At 70.9% G+C, this 18,950-nt stretch carries 18 protein-coding genes, 1 tRNA gene and 1 pseudogene; 3 read left to right on the top strand and 17 right to left on the bottom strand.

Translation table 11 applies throughout. The features are described 5' to 3' along the window. From G6031_RS18920 to G6031_RS11110, 3 genes and pseudogenes are all read right to left on the bottom strand, one after another. Positions 1 to 134: pseudogene (locus G6031_RS18920) on the bottom strand (DNAase); the annotation flags it as partial. Between the two features lie 9 nt (positions 135 to 143). Next, positions 144 to 2,042: a methionine--tRNA ligase gene (gene metG / locus G6031_RS11115; protein WP_241737307.1), complete on the bottom strand. Its 1,899-nt coding sequence runs from the start codon at positions 2,040 to 2,042 to the stop codon at positions 144 to 146. A gap of 58 nt (positions 2,043 to 2,100) precedes the next feature. After that, positions 2,101 to 3,669: a BCCT family transporter gene (locus G6031_RS11110; protein WP_182653288.1), complete on the bottom strand. Its 1,569-nt coding sequence runs from the start codon at positions 3,667 to 3,669 to the stop codon at positions 2,101 to 2,103. Positions 3,670 to 3,750: 81 nt separating this feature from the next. On the opposite strand from G6031_RS11110, the gene G6031_RS11105 reads away from it, so the two are divergent. Continuing rightward, a complete protein-coding gene (locus G6031_RS11105; protein ID WP_182653287.1) occupies positions 3,751 to 4,947 on the top strand; it encodes an aminodeoxychorismate synthase component I in 1,197 nt (398 codons plus the stop codon). A gap of 58 nt (positions 4,948 to 5,005) precedes the next feature. Here the strand turns inward: G6031_RS11105 and rsmI are convergent, their stop codons facing one another. Beyond that, positions 5,006 to 5,845: a 16S rRNA (cytidine(1402)-2'-O)-methyltransferase gene (rsmI, locus tag G6031_RS11100; protein ID WP_182653286.1), complete on the bottom strand. Its 840-nt coding sequence runs from the start codon at positions 5,843 to 5,845 to the stop codon at positions 5,006 to 5,008. Positions 5,846 to 5,988: 143 nt separating this feature from the next. Here rsmI and G6031_RS11095 point away from each other — a divergent pair, with 143 nt between their 5' ends. Next, positions 5,989 to 7,500: a phospholipid carrier-dependent glycosyltransferase gene (locus tag G6031_RS11095; RefSeq protein ID WP_182653285.1), complete on the top strand. Its 1,512-nt coding sequence runs from the start codon at positions 5,989 to 5,991 to the stop codon at positions 7,498 to 7,500. Between the two features lie 45 nt (positions 7,501 to 7,545). On the opposite strand, the gene G6031_RS11090 is transcribed toward G6031_RS11095, so the two are convergent. The 10 genes from G6031_RS11090 to G6031_RS11045 all read right to left on the bottom strand — a co-directional run bounded on the left by G6031_RS11090 (position 7,546) and on the right by G6031_RS11045 (position 14,215). Then, complete coding sequence (locus G6031_RS11090) at positions 7,546 to 7,944, bottom strand: DoxX family protein (RefSeq protein ID WP_179525822.1); 399 nt, start codon at positions 7,942 to 7,944, stop codon at positions 7,546 to 7,548. Between the two features lie 5 nt (positions 7,945 to 7,949). After that, positions 7,950 to 8,813: an SDR family oxidoreductase gene (locus tag G6031_RS11085; RefSeq protein ID WP_179525823.1), complete on the bottom strand. Its 864-nt coding sequence runs from the start codon at positions 8,811 to 8,813 to the stop codon at positions 7,950 to 7,952. A 122-nt stretch (positions 8,814 to 8,935) separates the two neighbouring features. Continuing rightward, complete coding sequence (locus G6031_RS11080; RefSeq protein WP_182615349.1) at positions 8,936 to 10,147, bottom strand: NADH:flavin oxidoreductase; 1,212 nt, start codon at positions 10,145 to 10,147, stop codon at positions 8,936 to 8,938. A gap of 116 nt (positions 10,148 to 10,263) precedes the next feature. Next, a complete protein-coding gene (locus tag G6031_RS11075; protein ID WP_182653284.1) occupies positions 10,264 to 10,668 on the bottom strand; it encodes a hypothetical protein in 405 nt (134 codons plus the stop codon). Between the two features lie 151 nt (positions 10,669 to 10,819). Then, positions 10,820 to 11,101 carry a SelT/SelW/SelH family protein gene (locus tag G6031_RS11070; protein ID WP_182653283.1) on the bottom strand — a complete coding sequence of 94 codons (282 nt, stop codon included), beginning with the start codon at positions 11,099 to 11,101 and terminating at the stop codon, positions 10,820 to 10,822. 34 nt (positions 11,102 to 11,135) lie between these two features. Next, positions 11,136 to 12,656, bottom strand: a complete 1,521-nt coding sequence (locus G6031_RS11065; protein ID WP_182653282.1) for an MFS transporter — start codon at positions 12,654 to 12,656, stop codon at positions 11,136 to 11,138. A 79-nt stretch (positions 12,657 to 12,735) separates the two neighbouring features. Beyond that, positions 12,736 to 13,053, bottom strand: coding sequence for an SMR family transporter (locus G6031_RS11060; protein ID WP_179525828.1), 318 nt, complete (start codon positions 13,051 to 13,053; stop codon positions 12,736 to 12,738). Then, on the bottom strand, positions 13,053 to 13,415 hold the full coding sequence (locus G6031_RS11055) for an SMR family transporter (RefSeq protein ID WP_182610614.1): 363 nt from the start codon (positions 13,413 to 13,415) through the stop codon (positions 13,053 to 13,055). The genes G6031_RS11060 and G6031_RS11055 overlap by 1 nt, the downstream gene beginning before the upstream one ends. 71 nt (positions 13,416 to 13,486) lie before the next feature. Continuing rightward, positions 13,487 to 13,559, bottom strand: a tRNA-Ala gene (locus G6031_RS11050). Between the two features lie 98 nt (positions 13,560 to 13,657). Then, positions 13,658 to 14,215 (bottom strand): cupin domain-containing protein, encoded by a 558-nt coding sequence (locus G6031_RS11045; protein ID WP_182653281.1) that lies wholly within the window; start codon positions 14,213 to 14,215, stop codon positions 13,658 to 13,660. A gap of 66 nt (positions 14,216 to 14,281) precedes the next feature. Between G6031_RS11045 and G6031_RS11040 the strand changes: the two genes are divergently transcribed. Continuing rightward, positions 14,282 to 15,994 (top strand): bifunctional NAD(P)/FAD-dependent oxidoreductase/class I SAM-dependent methyltransferase, encoded by a 1,713-nt coding sequence (locus G6031_RS11040; protein WP_182653280.1) that lies wholly within the window; start codon positions 14,282 to 14,284, stop codon positions 15,992 to 15,994. A 75-nt stretch (positions 15,995 to 16,069) separates the two neighbouring features. On the opposite strand, the gene glpR is transcribed toward G6031_RS11040, so the two are convergent. The 3 genes from glpR to glp form a co-directional block, all read right to left on the bottom strand. After that, positions 16,070 to 17,281: a gephyrin-like molybdotransferase receptor GlpR gene (glpR, locus tag G6031_RS11035; RefSeq protein WP_182653279.1), complete on the bottom strand. Its 1,212-nt coding sequence runs from the start codon at positions 17,279 to 17,281 to the stop codon at positions 16,070 to 16,072. A 120-nt stretch (positions 17,282 to 17,401) separates the two neighbouring features. After that, on the bottom strand, positions 17,402 to 18,061 hold the full coding sequence (locus G6031_RS11030; protein WP_182653278.1) for a GNAT family protein: 660 nt from the start codon (positions 18,059 to 18,061) through the stop codon (positions 17,402 to 17,404). A gap of 4 nt (positions 18,062 to 18,065) precedes the next feature. After that, positions 18,066 to 18,950: gephyrin-like molybdotransferase Glp (gene glp, locus G6031_RS11025; protein WP_182653277.1), on the bottom strand; the 885-nt coding region annotated here is incomplete at its 5' end.

Raw genomic sequence — 18,950 nt, 5'->3', positions numbered from 1 at the left:
GCCGCCCGGTCGGCGGCAGCGCGTACCTCGTCAGCCGTGCGGTGGCCGCAGGAGTACAGGTGGGTGTGCGCGTCGACCAGGCCGGGCAGCGGCTCGGGGAGGACGGGGGTCGGGCGGGGCCTGCGTTTACCCATCGGCGCCGGTCACTCCGCCGTCTGGTCAGGGGCGTGCTGCCCCGTGGCCGGTGGGGGCGTGGCCGGTGGGGCCGTCGCCGGCTGGATGGGCGCCCAGGCGGGTCCGGTCTCGGCGAGTTCCGGGTCGACCTTGGCGAACAGCGGGCTGGGCTTGGCCAGCGGGGTCCCGGGGGTGAGCTCGGTGCGCGCCCACCGGGCCTGCTCGGAGGCGTAGTCGCCCATGATCACCGGGTAGCTGCGCCCGGCCTCGGGCAGGCCCGTCCCGACCAGGTCCACCGGCATGTCGTCGATCACCTCGTGGACCTGCGGCGACGCGGCCCACACGCCCTGCCCGCCGATCGCGCCGTGGATCTGCTGCGCGGCCGACGGCAGGTACGGGGTGAGCAGGGTGTTGGCGTCGGAGACCACCTGCAGGGCGGTGTGCAGCACGGTGCCCAGGCGCTCGCGCTGGTCCGGCTCCTTGGCCAGCTTCCACGGCTCGGTCGCGGCGATGTAGCGGTTCGCGGCGCCGACGATCCGCATCGCCTCGGTGGCACCGGCCTTGAAGCGGGAGCGCTCGAGGTGGCCGCCGACCGTGGCGAACGCGGACTCCGCGTCACGCAGGAGTTCGGCGTCGAGGTCGGTCAGGGTGCCGGGGCGCGGGATCTCGCCGAAGTTCTTGTGCGCCATCGACACCGTGCGGTTGACCAGGTTGCCCCAGCCGCCCACCAGCTCGGCGTTGGTGCGTCGCACGAACTCGTCCCAGGTGAAGTCGGTGTCCTGGTTCTCCGGGCCGGCCACCGAGATGAAGTACCGCAGCGAGTCGGGGCCGAACTCCGCCAGGAAGTCGCGGACGTAGATCACCACGCCCCGCGAGGAGGAGAACTTGGACCCGGACATGGTGAGGAACTCCGACGAGACCACCTCGGTGGGCAGGCCGAGCGCACCGAGCGCGCCCGGCTCGCCACCGTGCGCACCCCGGCCGTCGTAGCCGATGAGCTCGGCCGGCCAGATCTGCGAGTGGAACGTGATGTTGTCCTTGCCCATGAAGTAGTGGGAGACGGCCTCGGGGTCGGTCCACCAGCGACGCCACGCCTCGGGCTCACCCGAGCGCCACGCCCACTCGATCGAGGCGGACAGGTAACCCACCACGGCGTCGAACCACACGTAGAGCTTCTTGTCGCCCCGGTCCTGCCAGCCCTCGACCGGGATCGGGATCCCCCAGTCGATGTCCCGGCTCATTGCACGCGGACGCAGGTCCTCGAGCAGGTTGAGCGAGAACTTCAGGACGTTGGGCCGCCAGTCCTTCCGACCCTTGAGCCAGTCCCCCAGCGAGTCCGCGAGGGCGGGCAGGTCCAGGAACCAGTGCTCGGTCTCGATGAACTTCGGGGTCTCACCGTTGATCTTGGAGACCGGGTTCTTCAGGTCCGCCGGGTCCAGCTGGTTGCCGCAGTTGTCGCACTGGTCGCCCCGGGCGCCGTCGTCACCGCAGATCGGGCAGGTGCCCTCGATGTACCGGTCCGGCAGGGTTCGGCCCGTCGACGGGCTCACCGCCCCGGTGGTTGTCTTGGCCACCATGTACCCGTTGCGGTGCAGGCCCCGGAAGAGCTCCTGGACCACCGAGTAGTGGTTCCGGGTGGTGGTGCGGGTGAACAGGTCGTAGCTCAGCCCCAGTCCGGCCAGGTCGTCGACGATCACCCGGTTGTACCGGTCGGCGAGCGACTGGACCGACACCCCCTCCTTCTCGGCCTGCACGAGCAGCGGGGTGCCGTGCTCGTCGGTGCCCGAGACCATCAGCACGTCGTTGCCGGCCATCCGCTGGTACCGGGAGAAGACGTCCGACGGCACCCCGAACCCGGAGACGTGTCCGATGTGCCGGGGGCCGTTCGCGTACGGCCATGCGACCGCGGTCAGGACTGTCTTCGCCATGCGTCCAGAGTAGTGGTCGCGTCCGCGGCCGCCGTGCCGGGAGTGCACCCGGCCCGCGTCAGGCGTTCTCGGCCGCCGGATCGTGCGAGAGCGACTTGTGGATCGACACGCACAGGGCGATCAGCACCAGGACGAACGGCGACGCCGCGATGATGGTCATATTCTGCAGGCTGGACAGCGCGTTCCCGCCGCCGTCGCCTGCGAGGAGCATGATGATCGCGACCGCCGCGGTGAAGGTACCCATGAGCATGACGATCCACCGTGACGGCTCCTCGACCCCGTGCTGGGCCATGCCGCCCATGACGATCGACGCGGAGTCGGCCGAGGTGATGAAGAAGACGGCGATGAGCACCATGGCGACCACCATGAGCACCGGCGCCAGCGGCAGTTCGCGGAGCAAGTTGAACAGCTGTGGCTCGAGCGAACCGTCGCCGAAGATGCTCCGACCGGCGTCCTCGAGATACAGGGCGAACCCGCCGAAGATCGAGAACCACAGCACCGACAGCGTGCTGGGGATGAGGACCACGCCGATGATGAACTCGCGGACCGTGCGGCCCCGGCTGATCCGGGCGAGGAACATCCCGACGAAGGGCGACCAGGAGATCCACCAGGCCCAGTAGAAGACCGTCCAGCCGGACAGCCACTCGGCCGCCTCGCCGTTCTCGCTCACCGCGGTGCGGGAGGCCATCTCGAAGAAGTCGGAGAAGTACGCACCGATGGTGGTGGGGACCAGGTCGAGCATGAAGAACAGCGCGCCGGAGAAGATCGCGACGAACAGCGCGAGCGAGACCGCCAGCACCAGGTTGATGTTGGACAGGATCCGGATGCCGTTGCCGATCCCGGAGGCCGCCGAGGCGAGGAACACCAGTCCCAGGACCACGATGACGCCCACGACGAGCGCGATGCCGCCGCCGCTGACCGCACCGGTCTCGTTCAGCCCGGCCCGGATCTGCAGCGCGCCGAGGCCGAGCGAGGCGGCGGTACCGAAGATCGTGGCCACGACCGTCGCGATGTCGAGCACCTTGCCCATCCACCCGTTGGCCCGCTTCTCGCCGATCAGCGGGACGAACGCCTGCGAGATCAGGTGGCCGCGCTTGAAGCGGTAGGCCGCCAGCGCGAGGGCCAGGCCGACGATGGCGTACATGGACCACGGATGCAGGGTCCAGTGGAAGGCGGTGGTGGCCATGGCCACGTCGTACTGCTGCTCCTGACCCGGCGGCGGGGTCTGGAAGTGGGTGAGCGGCTCGGACACGCCGTAGAACATCAGACCGATGCCCATGCCCGCGGCGAACATCATGGCGATCCAGGACCGGGTGGAGTACTCAGGCTTCTCGTGGTCGCCTCCCAGCCGGATCCCGCCGAAGCGGGAGAACGCCAGATAGACGGTGTAGGCCACGACCGTGGTGGCCACCACGATGAACAACCAGCCCACCGTGTGGACCACCACGTCGAACGCCCGACCCGCGGCGCTCTCGAACGAGACCGTGTAGAACAAGCCCCACACCACCACGATCAGGGCGATCACGGCGGCGGGGACGATCACCGCGAAGTCCGCGCGAGGCCGTGCCGTCGGCGCGGAAGGTGGCGTGTTCCCGGGGTCACTCTTCTGTTCTCTAGAGGTGGACATTCCTGAAACCTTGTCAACAACTTCGGCGCTGTGCAAGATAATAAGTTCTTCACCAGCACAGGTGCGTGTAAGCATGAACGGGTGCGCGAGCGTCTGATACCCGTCCCGGAGCTGCTCCGTGCGCTGCGGGAACGGGCGCGGTCACACGGCCTGGCGCCCCCTGCCGCGTTCCTCGGCGACTGGCGGGATCGCCGCGCCGTGGTGGTCCCGTCGGTCGACCTCCGGCCCGTGTCGCAGGAGTCGGCGTTCGAGGAGAGCGACCACCTCGTCGTCGTCTATCGGTCCTTTCCCGACACCGTGCCCGGCGCAGCCCCACCGCTCCCGGCCGCGGTGCGCGGCGAGGCCTCCGGGTGGCTCACCCTCGACGCCGACGGCCGGTGGACACGCCACGGCGACGCCCCCGACCCGGCGCAGGTGGTCCGCGACCACGGTGCCGCCCGACGTGACGGCCGCCAGGACGACGACAACCCTGCCGACCACTTCCCGGACTGGGCCGCGCCGGACCGCGGGGCGCACCGCTCGGCCGTGACGGACTGTCTCGAGGCGATCCGCGCGGGCGAGGTCTACCAGGCCTGTCTGAGCACGCGACTGCACGGCAGGCTCCGCGCGGACCCGCTCGAGACCTTCCTCGCGATCGCCGGCCACTCCCCCGCCGCACGCTCGGCGTACCTCGAGGGACCCTGGGGCGCCGTCCTCGGGTTCTCGCCCGAGGAGTACCTGGTGCGCCGCGGCGCTCAGGTGCGGTCCAGCCCCATCAAGGGCACGCTGGCGGCGGACCTGGACCCGGCGCTCTTGCTGGGGTCCGCGAAGGACATCGCGGAGAACATCATGATCGTGGACCTGGTCCGCAACGACCTCGGGCGCGTGGCCGACGTCGGGTCGGTGACCGTGACCGACCTGCTCGCCATCCGCCCGGCGCCCGGCGTGCACCACCTGGTCTCCACCGTCACCGCCCGCACGACCGCGGACAACGCGGCGCTGGTGGAGGCCACCTTCCCCCCGGCCTCGGTGACGGGGACGCCGAAGGCACGGGCCCGCGAGCTGATCGCCGGGTGGGAACCGCGGTCGCGGGGCCTGCACTGCGGGGCGTACGGCCTCGCCCTGGGCCGGGACCTCGAGCTCGCGGTGGCCATCCGCACCCTCGAGGCCACCCCCGACGGGCGCGTCGAGTTGGGCGTGGGCGGCGGCATCACCATCGACTCGGACCCCGACGCCGAATGGGATGAGTGCGTACACAAGGCCGCGTTCACCTGGGGCGGCGGACCGGCGCCCTGGTAGTCGGCCGGGCGCGACGTGGTGGTCGGGCGCGAGGGGGTGGCCGGGCGCGACGTGATGGTCAGCCCCGCGAGTCGACGACCGCCTGGTAGAGCTCCCGCTTGGTCAGTGACGAGCCCTCGGCGACGGCCGCGCAGGCGTCCTTGAGCCGCTCTCCCGCCTCGACCCGCTCCTCCACGATCTCGACCAGGTCCTCGGTCGTGGCGGTCGAGTCCGCGGCGTCCGCCCCCTCGATCACCACCACGATCTCCCCGCGCACCCCGTCGGCGGTCCGCTCGGCCAGCTCGCTGAGCGTGCCCCGCAGGACCTCCTCGTACGTCTTGGTGAGCTCACGGCACACCGCCGCGCGCCGACCTGCGCCCAGCACCTCCGCCGCCTCGGCGATAGTGTCCCCGAGGCGGTGGGGCGACTCGAAGAACACGCACGTGCGCTCCTCCGCGGCCAGCCGGGCCAGCCAGGTCCGGCGACGACCCGCGCGGCGCGGGGGGAAGCCGTCGAAACAGAACCGGTCCACGGGCAGGCCGCTGAGCACCAGTGCCGTGGTGACGGCCGACGGGCCGGGAAGGCAGGTCACCGGGAGCCCGGCCTCGATACACGCGGTGACCAGTGAGTACCCCGGGTCCGACACCGCGGGCATCCCGGCGTCGGTCACCACGGCCACCACGTCACCGGCGCGGACCCGGTCCATCAGCTGGGGGACGCGGCCCGTCTCGTTGTGCTCGTAGAAGCTCATGACCCGGCCGGGGATCGTCACCCCGAGCGCCGTGGCGAGCCCGCGCAGACGCCGGGTGTCCTCGGCGGCCACGACGTCGGCGGTGGCGAGCAGGTCCTTCAGCCGGGAGGAGGCGTCGCCCGGATTCCCTATGGGGGTGGCCGCCAACACGACACGTCCGGACGTCATGCGCTCCACCCTATCCCCGGTCGCCCCCGTCCCCGGTCGCCGATGTCCGCGCCCGCGTCCCGCCGGAGTCTCGCCCGCGTCTCGCCCGCGTCCTGCCCTGCCCGTGTCCCCGGTGCCGGGAAGGCCACCATTATGCTCGCGGTGTGACCTCGACCCCAGGCGTGCGATCCCCGGGCCGCCCGCTCCCGGATCTGGACACCGGGCCGGTCGACACCCCCCGCGACTGGATCGCCACCGGCGTCATCCTGGTCCTGGCCTTCCTCTCGCGCTTCTGGGGCCTGACCTCCGCCACGGACGAGGGCACCCCGGTCTTCGACGAGAAGCACTACGCGCCGCAGTCGTTCAGCATCGCGCAGCTGGGGATCGAGGAGAACCCGGCCTACGGACTGGTGGTCCACCCGCCCGTCGCCAAGCAGATCGAGTCGCTGGGCGGACTGCTCTTCGGCTACACCCCACTGGGCTGGCGGTTCACCGCCGCGATCTGCGGCGTGCTCGTGGTGCTCATGGTCATGCGGATCACCAGGCGGCTGACCCGATCCACGCAACTCGGCCTGGTCGCGGGCCTGCTGCTGTGTCTGGACGGGGTCACCTTCGTGACCTCCCGCATCGGCATGCTCGACATCTACCAGGTCCTGTTCGTCACGGCCGCCGCCGGTGCCCTGCTCGTCGACCGCGACCAGATGCGCGGCCGGATGCACCGCGCCGCGCTCGCCGGCCGGCTCCACCTGTCGGACTTCGGACCGCGACTGGGCTTCCGCTGGTGGCGGTTCACCGCCGGCGTCATGCTCGGGCTGGCCCTGGGCGTCAAGTGGTCGGGCCTGTACTTCATCGCGTTCTTCGGCCTCATGACGGTGGCCTGGGACTGGGCGTTGCGCAGTCGCTACGGGGTGCGGCGACCGCTGGCGGGCACGCTGCTCCGGGATGCCGTCCCGGCCTTCGTCACCCTGGTCATCTGGCCCGCCCTGATCCACATGTTCACCTGGCTCCCGTGGTTCGCCGGCGAGAACTCGGTGTACCGGCACGCGGTGGGGTCAAAGGTCGACGACAACTGGCTGCCCGACCCACTCCAGTCGTGGCTGTACTACCAGTCGTCCGTGCTCGACTTCCACTCCTCGCTCACCACCTCGGCGGGCAACCGACACCCGTGGGAGTCCAAGCCGTGGACCTGGCCGATGAGCCTGCGGCCGATGCTCTATTACGTCGAGCAGGGCGAGGACGTGACCGGCTGCGGTCAGGACTCCTGCGTCCGCGCCATCATGCTCCTCGGCACGCCCGCGATCTGGTGGCTCGCGATCCCGGTGCTCGGCTGGGCGTTCTGGCGGGCCGTCATCTGCCGCGACGGCCGGTACGCGTTCCCGCTCGTCGGCTACATGGCCGGCTATCTGCCGTGGTTCTTCCAGCACGACCGCCAGATGTACTTCTTCTACGCCTCGGTGATGGTGCCGTTCTTCGTGATGATGGTCGCGCTGGTGCTGGGCGAGATCGCCGGCAGGTCCACCGACTCGCCACGGCGCAAGACGATCGGCCGGGCGATCGTGTGCCTCTATCTGGCGCTCGTGGTGGCCAACTTCCTCTACATGCTGCCCATCCTGTCGGGGATGCCCATCACCTCGACGGAATGGAACCAGCAGCTCTGGCTGCCGTCCTGGCGTTAGCCTCGCCTCGCGCCGCCGTGCCGCCCACCGCGAGCGACGCCGGCCCTACCCGCCCAGCGCCCTGTCGATGCTGAACCGGCCCGCCCCGACCGCCGCGATGAGCAACACGCCCACCCCGAGTGCCACCACGAGCTCCCAGCCGTTCTGGGTGACGAAGGGCCCGTTGGTGGCATGGACGAAATACAGGGCTCCCGCCATGTCCACCGCCAGCAGGATCCCGGCCAGCGGCGTGAGGATGCCCGCGATGAGGGCGATCCCCGCGATCAACTCGACCCCGGCGACGACCGCGGCGGTCACCTCCGGCTGCGGGATCCCGTACCCGGCGAACTGCTCACCCACCCGGCTCAACCCCAGCGTGAAGAACTTCTGCCACCCGTGGGCCACGAACACCGCCCCGAGCCCGAGCCGGGCCAGCAGGATGGCGGCGTCGTTGAGGGTCTCCATCCCCCTCACGGGAGGATTCCCTCTCCGGCCTTGTTGATGCGACGGCTCAGGAGTCGCATCGCGAGCGTGTAGAGCGGCGGAGCGAACTTCTGGGCGGCGAACCCCAGTCGGATGTCCGGCGAGGTGTAGACGATGTAGCGCCCCTTGCGCACGCCCTCGAGTGTCTTCTCGGCCGCGACCTCCGGGGTGACGGCATGGCGTCTGAACTGGTCCACGGTCTTGGCGACCTGCGGGTTCGAACGGTCCACGCCCGCGATCTCGACGGTCTCCACCAACGGGGTGTCCACCCCGCCGGGACACACCAGGTGCACGCCGATCCCGTACGGCGCCAGGTCGAAGCGGAGCACCTCGGCGATGCCACGGATGCCGAACTTGGCGGCGCTGTACGCGGCGTGCCACGGCAGACCCAGCAGACCGGCGGCGGACGAGACCATGACGAGCGCGGCGGGTCGCTTCGCCGCCATCATCGCCGGGACGAACGCCTCGATCACGTGGATGGTGCCCATGAGGTTGACCTCGACCATGGACCGCCAGACGCGGTGTTCGAGCAGGTCGGGCCGCCCCCATGCCGAGTTGCCCGCGACGTGGAAGATCGCGTGCGGGGCGCCGTGCGCGGCGATCGTGCTCTCGCCGAACCCCATCACCGCCTCGTGCTCGGTGATGTCCACGGTCTCGGAGCCCAGCACCGCGCCACCCGCGTCCCGGCAGGCCTGTGCCGCCGTCTGCAACCCGGCGGCGTCGCGGTCCGTCAGCACCAGCCGCGCGCCCTCGCCCGCCAGCCGGATCGCCACGGCGCGGCCGATCCCGCTGGCCGCTCCGGTGACCACGCAGGTCTTGCCACGGTAGTCGGTGATCCGTCGCCTCGACATGTGCTTCCCTTCCGGCCCGGGTCGCTCGAGCGGGCCTCCTGGGGTCCCACCGTAGCGGCCCGCCGGTGCCAGGAAGGTGGCCTGACGCCGGTGTCAGGAAGGTGGCCTGACGCCGGTCGGGGTCAGCCGCGCGCCGGGACGGGCGGAACGTGGTCGCGCAACACGCAGCGGCTCCCGCTGTAGATCGTGGCCATGCAGCGGTTGCAGTGCACGCACAGGGACCGACGACGATCATCGGCCCTCAGCTTGTTGGGCAGGTCCGGCTCACGCAGGAGGCCGCGCCCCATGGCCACGAACTCGAATCCCGCGCTCATCGCCTTGTCGATCGACGGTCGGTCGACGATCCCCCCGAGCAGCATCATGGGCATACTCACGGCCTCGCGGATCTGGCGGGCGTCGTCGAGCATGTAGGCGTCCGTGTAGGGGTACTCCTTGAACATCCTGGGTCCGACGACCTTCATGCCCAGCTTGATGACCGTCGGCTGGGTGGCAGCGAACTCGTGCAGCGGCGCGTCGCCCTTGAACAGGTAGATGGGGTTGAGCAGGGAGCTGCCCACGGTCATCACCAGGGCGTCCGCCGAGCCGTCCTCCTCGATCCACCTGGCCACCTGCACGGCCTCGTCGATCCAGAATCCGCCGGGCACGCCGTCGTCCATGTTGAGCTTGATGGTCACGGCGATCCGGTCGCCCATCGCGTCGCGGATGGCGCGGCCGATGCGGCGGGCGAACCGAGCACGGTTCTCGAGGGACCCGCCGTAGGAGTCCTTGCGCTTGTTCAGCTTGGGGCTCAGGAACTCGCTCACCAGGTAGTTGTGCCCGAAGTGCACCTCGATGGCGTCGAACCCGGCCTCCGCCGCCCCGCGGGCCGCTCGGACGTGGTCCTCCACGATCCGATCGATATCCGCCTCGGTGCAGGCCCTGGTCAGGGACATTCCCGTGGGGGCCGGGATGCGGGACGGCCCCATCGCCGGCATCTTGTTGGAGGCGGAATTGGCCACCGCCCCCGCATGGCCGACCTGCGCCGAGACGGCCGCGCCCTCGGCGTGCACCGTGTCGGTGAGCTTGCGCAGCATGCCGCCGTCGTCCATGCCCCAGTGATACTGGTGCCGGTCGGTCCGACCCTCGGGCGAGGTGGCCAGGTAGGCGACCGTCGTCATGCCGACGCCGCCGCGGGCGTACTCGGCGTGGAACTCGATGAGCTCGTCGGTGACCCGGCCCTCGGGGCAGCGGCCCTCGAACGTCGCGGCCTTGACGATGCGGTTGCGCAACGTCACGTTTCCGATCTTCGCCGGGCTGAAGACATCGGGCGCGGGGCTACCTGGTGCGAGGGTCATGAGCGAACTATAACGCGTTCCAATCCAGTGATCACGTGCTTTGGCCAGCACTTTTGCACTGAGTGCAATTCGCTCACCTGTCTCCGTGCCCGTCTTGCGAGCGCGCGCCGGCCCGCTCAGCCCTGGGGGGTGAGCGACGTCGCGTCGATCCCCGCGAGCGCCTGATCCACCAGGTCGGCCGCCGAGTCCGTGGGTACCACCCTCTCCAGCGCACTCCCCACCCCCGGGACGCCACCGACGAGCGCGGAGACCGAACCGTTGGTGTCACCGGCGAGCAGGTGGTCGATCGACCTGCCCAGCGCCGGTGCGACCGAGCAGACCGCGCTGGTCGGCAGTCCGGCCCCGGCGAGGTTGGCCACGCTACCGGCGTTGCAGACCGCCGTGGCCGTGGAACCGACCGGCCCGCTGGTCGACCCCGGAAGCGAACCGGTGACGGAGCCGAGCTGCGCGTTCGCGGTCCCGGCGCCCGCGAGGAGGGTTACGGCGGCCACGCCGCACACGGTGAGAAGTCTTCCGGACATGTCGCTCTCCCTGGGGTCGTCGAGGGCGGCGCTCGCCGCCTGCACCTCAGCACATCAGAGTTCGCTTACCTCAATGTGGACATTGCGTGGATTCCGGGTGCGTCCACGGCGAACGGGCGCCCTGCGGATCCGCCAGGGACGACCCCTGTGGCTAGTCGGTGGGCTCGACCCGGTCGGCGTGACCGAGCGACTTCCCCGGAGCGACGAGATCTCTGACAGCCCGCTTCAGTTCGGTGATCTCGGGGAATCCGCCATCCCTCTTGCGGTTCCAGACCTGCTCGTCGCCGACATCGATCCGGAACGTGCCGCCGGTGGCAGGCACGAGCGCGATCTCGCTCTCGAAAGTCTGGAGAAGCTCGCCCGCGTACCACTGGGCGCGGAGCATCCACCTGCACTGCGTACAGAAGGTGATGGCGATCCGGGGAGACGGCATACCGCCCACAGTGCCACAGGCGGACTGACCGGTATCAGCGCTGGGCGGGCTCCGCCTGCTCCGGATGCTCCTCGTACATCGAGTCGATCTCCTCGACGCTCCTGCCGGTGGTCTCGATGCGGAACAGCCACGTGATGAGAGCCCCGAGCAGGGATGTCCCCACCAGGATCGCCAGGACTGCGCTGGTTCCCCAGGCGACCAGAAGGATCGGGAACAGGAACGAGGTCAGCACCGCGCCCGACTTGGCGATGGACGCCGCCATGCCGGCACCCGTCCCGCGCAGTGCGGTCGGGAACACCTCCCCCGCCACCACGTACGTCATGGAATTGGGCCCGAGGTTGGTCATGAACTGGAACAGGATGAAACCGGCAAAGACGAGCACCGTCTGCACCGACCCGTGGGCGAGGGTGGACGACGCGGCGATCGCCAGCCCGGTCGCGCAGCCGAGGAACCCCAGCATCTGCAACCGCATTCGACCCCACCGGTTGACCAACACGATGGCGACCAGGATGCCCACCAGGAGGAAGACGTCGATGAGGGCGGCCCCCTTGGCGCCGAGCAGATCCTTGTGGATGATGGCCGACGACGAGGACCCGCTACTGGCGACGTTCCCGAGCGTGGTCGCGATGATCGTCGGCGTGAAGATGCCGATGCCGTAGGTGCTCAGATCCTGGAGGAACCACGGCACCGATGCCAGGATGGTCGACCGACGCCACGGGGCCGCGAACAGCGCGCGGACGTCCTTGGTCTCCGCCTCGTCCGCGCCCCGGTCTGCCGAGAGTGTCACGACCGAGGGGTACTGCGGCGTGCGGTCGAGGAGCTTTCTGAGTTCGACCTCGGCCTCCGCGTGGCGACCGACGTTCGCGAGCCAGTGCGGGCTCTGGACGATGAACAACCGGCCGACGGCGACGAGTGCCGCCGGCACCACGACGACGCCGAACATCAGCCGCCAGGAGTCGAGCGAGTCGGTGGTGCTGAGGATCGCGACACCGACCAGGGTCCCCGCCACGGCCCCGACCGCCTGGAACGCGAACGCCGACAGCACCAGTCTTCCGCGGCCGGCGGTGGACTGCGTCTCGGAGATCATCGCGTGCGCGGTCGGGTAGTCGCACCCCAGAGCGGTGCCCATCCCGAACAGGCACACCAGGAACACGGCGAACCCGGGCGCCACGGTGGCGCCGAGCAGGAACACGGTGAACAGCACCATCTCGATGAGGAACATCTGTCTGCGGCCGAACCGGTCCGAGAGCCCACCGAGCGCGGTGGCGCCGACCATGATCCCGGCCAGAGGCGCCGCGGTGAGGAGACCGGTCTCCACGGCAGAGAGGGACCAATAGGCGGTGATCAGGGGCAGCGCCACCCCGATGAGGAACACGATAAGCCCCTCGAAGAACTTCCCCGCCGAGGCGAGCCACCAGATCCTGCCCTGCATGCTCGTCATGCCGCCGGCGACCGCGGGGGTGCCGTCCCGCCAGCGGGGGGTCTCGTCGATGTATCGCTGAACCGTCGAGGGGGTCCCCGGTTCGTCGTCGCCCTCGGGCGCGGGTATCGCCATGACGCAGAACATTACTCAGGCGCGTCCGCGCGAATCGTGGTGGTGGTGAACCCCGTGTTAACGATCGGGGCCACTGCCCTCAGACGCCCGCGCCCAGCTCCACGAGCAACACCCCGCCGGCGATCAGGACGATCCCCGCACCCATCAACGGCGTGAGGGGTTCGCGGAAGAGCAGCCGGCTCAGGACCGCGGCCAGGGCCACGCCGGCGGCCGTCCAGATCCCGTAGGCGACCCCCAGCGGCATCCCCTCGGCCAGCGTCAGGGAGAGGAAGACGAAGGCCACCAGGTAGCCGGGCACGACGGCGGCGTACCACCGCGCGTTGTCGACGGCCATCCGGAGCGAGAGCGTCGCGGCGAGCTCGAAGGAGATCGCGACGGCGAGGTAGGCCCAGGCCATCAGCCGGCCCCCTCGGCGCGTGACCGGGCGCGCTGGGATCCCAGTTCGACGCACAACACCCCGGCGATGATCACCGCGATGCCCGCGATCATCAGCGGGGTCAGCGGCTCGTGGTAGATCAGGGACGACAGGCCCGCCGTCAGGGCGACGCCGGAGGCCCCCCAGATGCCGTACGCCACCCCGAGCGGCACGCCCGCCCGCAGGGTGAGGGCCAGGAAGGCGAACGCGCCCACGTACCCGACGGCCACCATCGCGTAGAGCGCGGGCGTGGTGAGCGCCCCCTTCAGTGAGAGCGAGCCCGCCACCTCGAGGGCGATCGCCGCGGCGAGGAACAGCCACTTGCCGCCCACATCGGTGTTCATCGGTCGCCGTTCCTCCAGCAAATGACGGATGTCCCGGGCCATCTGACTCGATGGTCCGGGACATCTCTCCGTGGAGCTAAGGGGAATCGAACCCCTGACCTTCTCGATGCGAACGAGACGCGCTACCAACTGCGCTATAGCCCCCCGGCACCCTCGCGGGCGACGGTGCCGCCCTCTCGAGCAGCGAGAGATACCTTACCAGCACCTCCGGGCGACCGACCAAACCGGGAGGCCGGGAGGCCTCAGGAGCTCGCGGTGTGCGTGTGCATCCGCACCCCGTCGTCGTTGAAGATGCTGATCACCTGCGCCGGCCGCGCCCCGGCGGCCGACAGACTGTGCGGGATCTTGGTGTCGAACTCCGCTGCCTCACCCCGGGTCAGGATCAACTCCTGGTCGCCCAGGACCAGGCGCAACTTCCCGGACAGGACGTAGAACCACTCGTAGCCGTCGTGGACCCGGGGTTCGGGCGCGGTGCTCGCCGGCGGGTAGGTGATCTTGTAGGTGCCCACCGATGATCCCTCGGGGGCCAGGGGCGCGATCACCATCCCGTCCCGGTGGACCACGGGACGCCGCACCCTCGGGTCGACCGTCGTCGGGGCCACCAGATCGTCGAGGCTGATCCCCAACTGGCGGGTGAGCGGCAGGAGCAGCTCGAGGCTGGCCTGTCGTTTGCCCGATTCGAGACGGGAGAGCGTGCTGGCCGACATGTCCGCGCGCTCGGCCAACTCGTCCAGGGTCCACCCCTTGCTGTGGCGGTACGCCCGCAATCGCGTCCCGACCTGCCTGAGTTCCTCCGTCACACGCAACTCCTTGCCAATAGTGCAAATCTCCTTGCAGTTTACGCATACCAGGCGTGAACTGTTGTCATGCACACGAACAAGGACATCGAAGAACACTGGGACGCCATCGTGATCGGCGGCGGGGCCGCGGGGCTGTCGGCGGCGCTGATGCTGGGCCGGGCGCGCCGCCGCGTGCTCGTCGTCGACGCCGGCGAACCGCGCAACCGCTTCGCCGCACACATGCACGGCGTCCTCGGCCACGAGGGGATGGATCCGCTCGAGCTGCTCCGCCGGGGCCGCGAGGAGCTCCGCGAGTACGACGTCACGGTGCGGACGGGGTCCGTGACCGTGGTCCGCGACAGTGGGGTCGACAGTGGGGTCGACATCGGGGGGAACGACGTGGCCGGGGCCGGCCTGACCGTCGAGTTCGCCGACGCGGCGCCCGCGACGGCACGCGCCCTGGTCGTCGCGTCCGGACAGACCGACGAGCTGCCGGACATCCCCGGCCTGCAGGAGTTCTGGGGCACGAGCGTCCTCCACTGCCCCTACTGCCACGGCTGGGAGGTCCGCGGCCGCAGGATCGCGGTGCTGGGCACCACGGCCATGTCAGCGCATCAGGCGCAACTCGTGCGCCAGTGGACCGACGACCTGGTGTTCCTCACCGCCGGTAGCGGTGCACCCGATGCCGACGTGGCCACCCGACTGCGGGCCCGCGGCGTGCGGCTCGAGGCGACTCCCGTCGACCGGGTCCTGACCGAGAACGGGCGACTGAGCGGCGTCCGTCTGGGGGACGGACGGGAGATCGCACTCGACGCGATCTTCGCCGCACCGACGGCGCGGCCGCACGACCGGTTCCTCGACGGGCTCGACCTGGAGCGGACCACCACCCCGATGGGCACGGCCCTGGCGGTGGATCAGTTCGGCGCGACGACCCATCCGCGCATCTGGGCGGCGGGCAACGTCGCCAATCCGGGCGCGACCGTGCCCGTGTCCATGGCCGCGGGGTCGATGGCCGGCGGGATGGTCAACATGATGCTGGTCAACGAGGACTTCGACCGCGCGGTCGCTGCCTCACCCGTCTCGGGCTCATCGGTCTCGAGCGGTGCGCCGGACTCGACCGGCACTCCCGCCGAGCACTGGGAGGGCGAGTACGCGGACGACGGTCCCCGGTGGTCGGGGGCGGTCAACGCCACGACCGCAGCCGTGGTCGACGCGCTCCCGGTCGGATCCGCGCTCGACCTGGGCTGCGGCGAGGGCGGCGACGCGGTCTGGTTGGCGGAGCGGGGGTGGGACGTCACCGCGGTGGACCTGTCCCCCACGGCGGTCTCCCGGGGAGCGGAGGCGGCGGCCGCCCGAGGTGTGGCCGACCGGATCGACTGGGTCGCCCACGACCTGACCACCTGGACCACCGACGAGCGCGTCGACCTCGTCACGGCCAGCTTCTTCCACTCCCCCGTCGAGCTGTCCCGCACGCGGATACTCCGACGCGCCGCCGAGTGGGTCCGGCCCGGCGGTCACCTGCTCCTGGTCTCCCACGTCTTCGAGTCGGAGGCGGACATCCCGCCGTGGGCGAACCGTCCGGGTGGCGGGGGTCACGCAGGACACGGCCAGAACCCTGGCCACGGCGCCGCCCACCCCGTCCTGCCGACGCCCGCCGAGGACGTGGCCGAGCTGGCCCTGGACCCGGCGACGTGGGAGGTCGTCCTGGAGGAGATCCGCCCCCGCGAGGCGGTCGGCCCCGACGGTGTCCAGAGGGCCACGCTCAAGGACGGCGTCGTGCTGTACCGCAGACGGCCCTGACCACCGAGCCCCGGAAGCCGAGACCCTGACTCCGAGCCCCTGCTCGACGAGGACGCCGAGAGGTGCGAGCGGAGGTCAGCCGACCGCGCGCCGTAGCGGCTCGCGGTGCGCGGTCCGGTGATCCGGCCGGTGGGGCTGGCGACCGGGGTCGGTCTCCTGCTCGAGGTCGAAGGTGTCCAGCATGTCGAAGGCCGGGTCCTCGTCGTCGACCTCCAACACCACCGCACCGGGCCTGCGCAACCGGGGCGGCACCACGGAGAGCTCGTCGTCCTCACGGGACTCCACGCCGAGGCGCGCGCGACGCATGCGCTCCACGCGACGACGACGCAGGCTCTCCTCGAGGCGGACCTGGCGGCGCAGGTAGGTCATATAGGAGGCGAGGAGCAGAACCGCGCCACCGGCGAACCACCAGACGGCGGGAACGGTCACCAGCGCGGCGATCACGGCCACCACCGCCAGTGCCACCAGAATCAGAGCGGTCCGCTGCCGCGCGTGGGCGCGCTGCTCGGCGGCCTGACGATCGGCCATGGGATCGTACGCACCGCGGCCACGCCTGCGTTCCGCGAAGTCGAGGTCCGCGTCGGTGAGCTCCACCTCGGGCTCGGCCGGGCGCCGGCGGCCACGGTGGACCAACACGGCCTCGGCATCGATCCCCGCCGCGTCCTCGGCGTGGTCGGCGCGCGAGGAGGTCCGCTCCCCCGCGGGGGTCTCGACCAACTCGCCGTCGACGACGTTCGGTCGACGCGTCTCGTCCACCTGACCGACGACCGCAGCACCATCCGTGGCGACGTGGGTGGCGCCGACCCCGGCCGACGCGGCGGTCCCGGACCTGTCGGCCACGACGACAGCGGGGATCTCCGTGGTGACCTCCTCGGGGGAGGTATCGTCCCCGGACGCGGCGTCACCGGACCCCGGGTGGCCGGTCCCCGGGTTCCGACGCTCCTCCATGACCCGCCGCACGGCCTCACCGCGCCTGCCGGCGGCCTCGCGGCGCAGGGTCTGCTCCAGCAGATGACCCCACGTGTCGGTGTCGAGCAGTTCGGCGTCGGTGGCGCCCGACCCGGAGGGCAGACCGAAGAGCGTCTCCTCGGACTCCACCCGGACCGGGTCACCGGAGGCGCGCCCACGGCTGGGCACCAGACGGCCCGAGCCGCCGGAGTACAGGGTGCGGGTCTGGGCCAGGGCGTCACCGGTGCGGCGGATGGGGTTGCGCGAGCGGATGAGCATCGGCGCGAGGACGAACAGCCAGACCACCACCAGCAGGATGATCAGCAGTGAGCTCGACATCGATCAGGCCTCCTCGAGCGTCTACCCCGACACGGGACGTCGTGGTGAGGTCCCAACCGTAACGGCGTCCGGGCCCCGCCCCGTGGCGACGCGCCGCAGGTCACGATGCTCAGGACATACTCAGACGCGCCGGGCGAAACCCGAGGCCACCAGGGCGGCCACGGCGCCCCGGCCGTGCTCCTCCCGGGTGCGTGCGACCAGTAGGTGATCGCGCCACTCCCCGTCCACGTGGAGATACCGCCGCAGCAGGCCCTCCTCGCGGAAACCACACCGCTCCAACACCACGCGGCTGGCCGTGTTCTCCGGCCGGACCGTCGCGTCGATCCGGTGCAGGGCACCCGGCCCCAGCGCGTGATCCATGCCCAGGGCGAGGGCCGCCGTGGCCACCCCGCCCCCGCCGAAGCGTCGTCCCACCCAGTAGCCGATCCAGCCCGAGTGCAGCGCGCCGCGCACGATCCCGCCCACGGTCAGCTGTCCGCAGAACCGGCCGTCCACCTCGATGGCGGCGGGCAGGGAGGCCCCGGCGCGGGCGTGACGCCTGAGCTGGGAGTGGATGCCGGGCCATGCGCGGGCCGTGTTGTTGTCCCGCCACTCGCCGTCGACGGTCGGTTCCCACGGCTCGAGGTGGTCTCGCTCGCCGAGTCTCAGCGCGGACCAGTCGTGGCCGTCGCGGCGCCGCACCGGGCGGAGTGTGACCACCCCGCCGCGCACGCGGAGCGGGCCGGCCTCGAGGGGCCACCCGGGGTGGGCCACCGCGTCGGACGCGAGGACGTTCCACATGGTCTCAGCCGCGCTGGGCGAGGAACATCACGTCCACCTCGTCGCCCGCCCGGACCGCGGTGACGTCGGGGTCGATCACCACGAGGCAGTTCGCCTCCGCGAGCGACGCCAGCAGATGCGTGGACGACCCCTGCGCGCCGCCGAGGGCCCGCACCAGGTACTCGCCGGTGTCGGTGTCCCGCATGAGCTGACCGCGCAGGTAGCCGCGCCTGCCCTCCACCGAGGAGATGGGGGCGACGGTGCGGGCGCGGACCGTCCGGCGCATCGGCTGGCGCTTGCCCAGCGCGATGCGGATCAGTGGCCGGACCATGATCTCGAAGACGACGAGTGCGCTCACCGGATTGGACGGCAACAGGAAGGTGGGGACCTCGTCGCGGCCCAGCCGCCCGAAACCCTGCACCGACCCGGGATGCATGGCCACGCGGTTGACCTCGATCTGTCCGAGCTCCTCCATGACCTGGCGGATCCGCGTGGTGGCCTCACCGCCGGCCGCGCCGGAGACCACCACGAGCTCGCTGCGGACGAGCTGTCCCTCGAGGACCTCGCGCAACCGCGACGGTTCGGTGCTGGCGATCCCCACCCGGTGGACGTCCGCCCCGGCGTCGCGGCCCGCCGCGGTGAGGGCGTAGGAGTTGACGTCGTAGACCTGGCCGGTGCCGGGGTTGCCGTCGACGTCGAGCAGTTCGTCACCGACCGAGATCACCGACATGCGCGGCTTGGGGTGGACCAGCACCTTGGCCCGCCCCACGGAGGCGAGCAGGCCCACCTGCGCCGGACCGATGATGGCCCCCGCGCGCACCGCGACGTCGCCCGGCTGCACGTCGTCGCCCACGCGGCGGACGTAGTCGCCGCTGCCCACGCCGCGGGTCGGGGTGATGCGCTGGCCCTC

This window comes from Dietzia sp. CQ4, assembly GCF_014145125.1.
In the GTDB taxonomy this organism is placed as follows: domain Bacteria; phylum Actinomycetota; class Actinomycetes; order Mycobacteriales; family Mycobacteriaceae; genus Dietzia; species Dietzia natronolimnaea.
The sequence above is the reverse complement of the archived record's forward strand: the minus strand, read 5'-3'. Positions and strand labels throughout refer to the sequence as shown.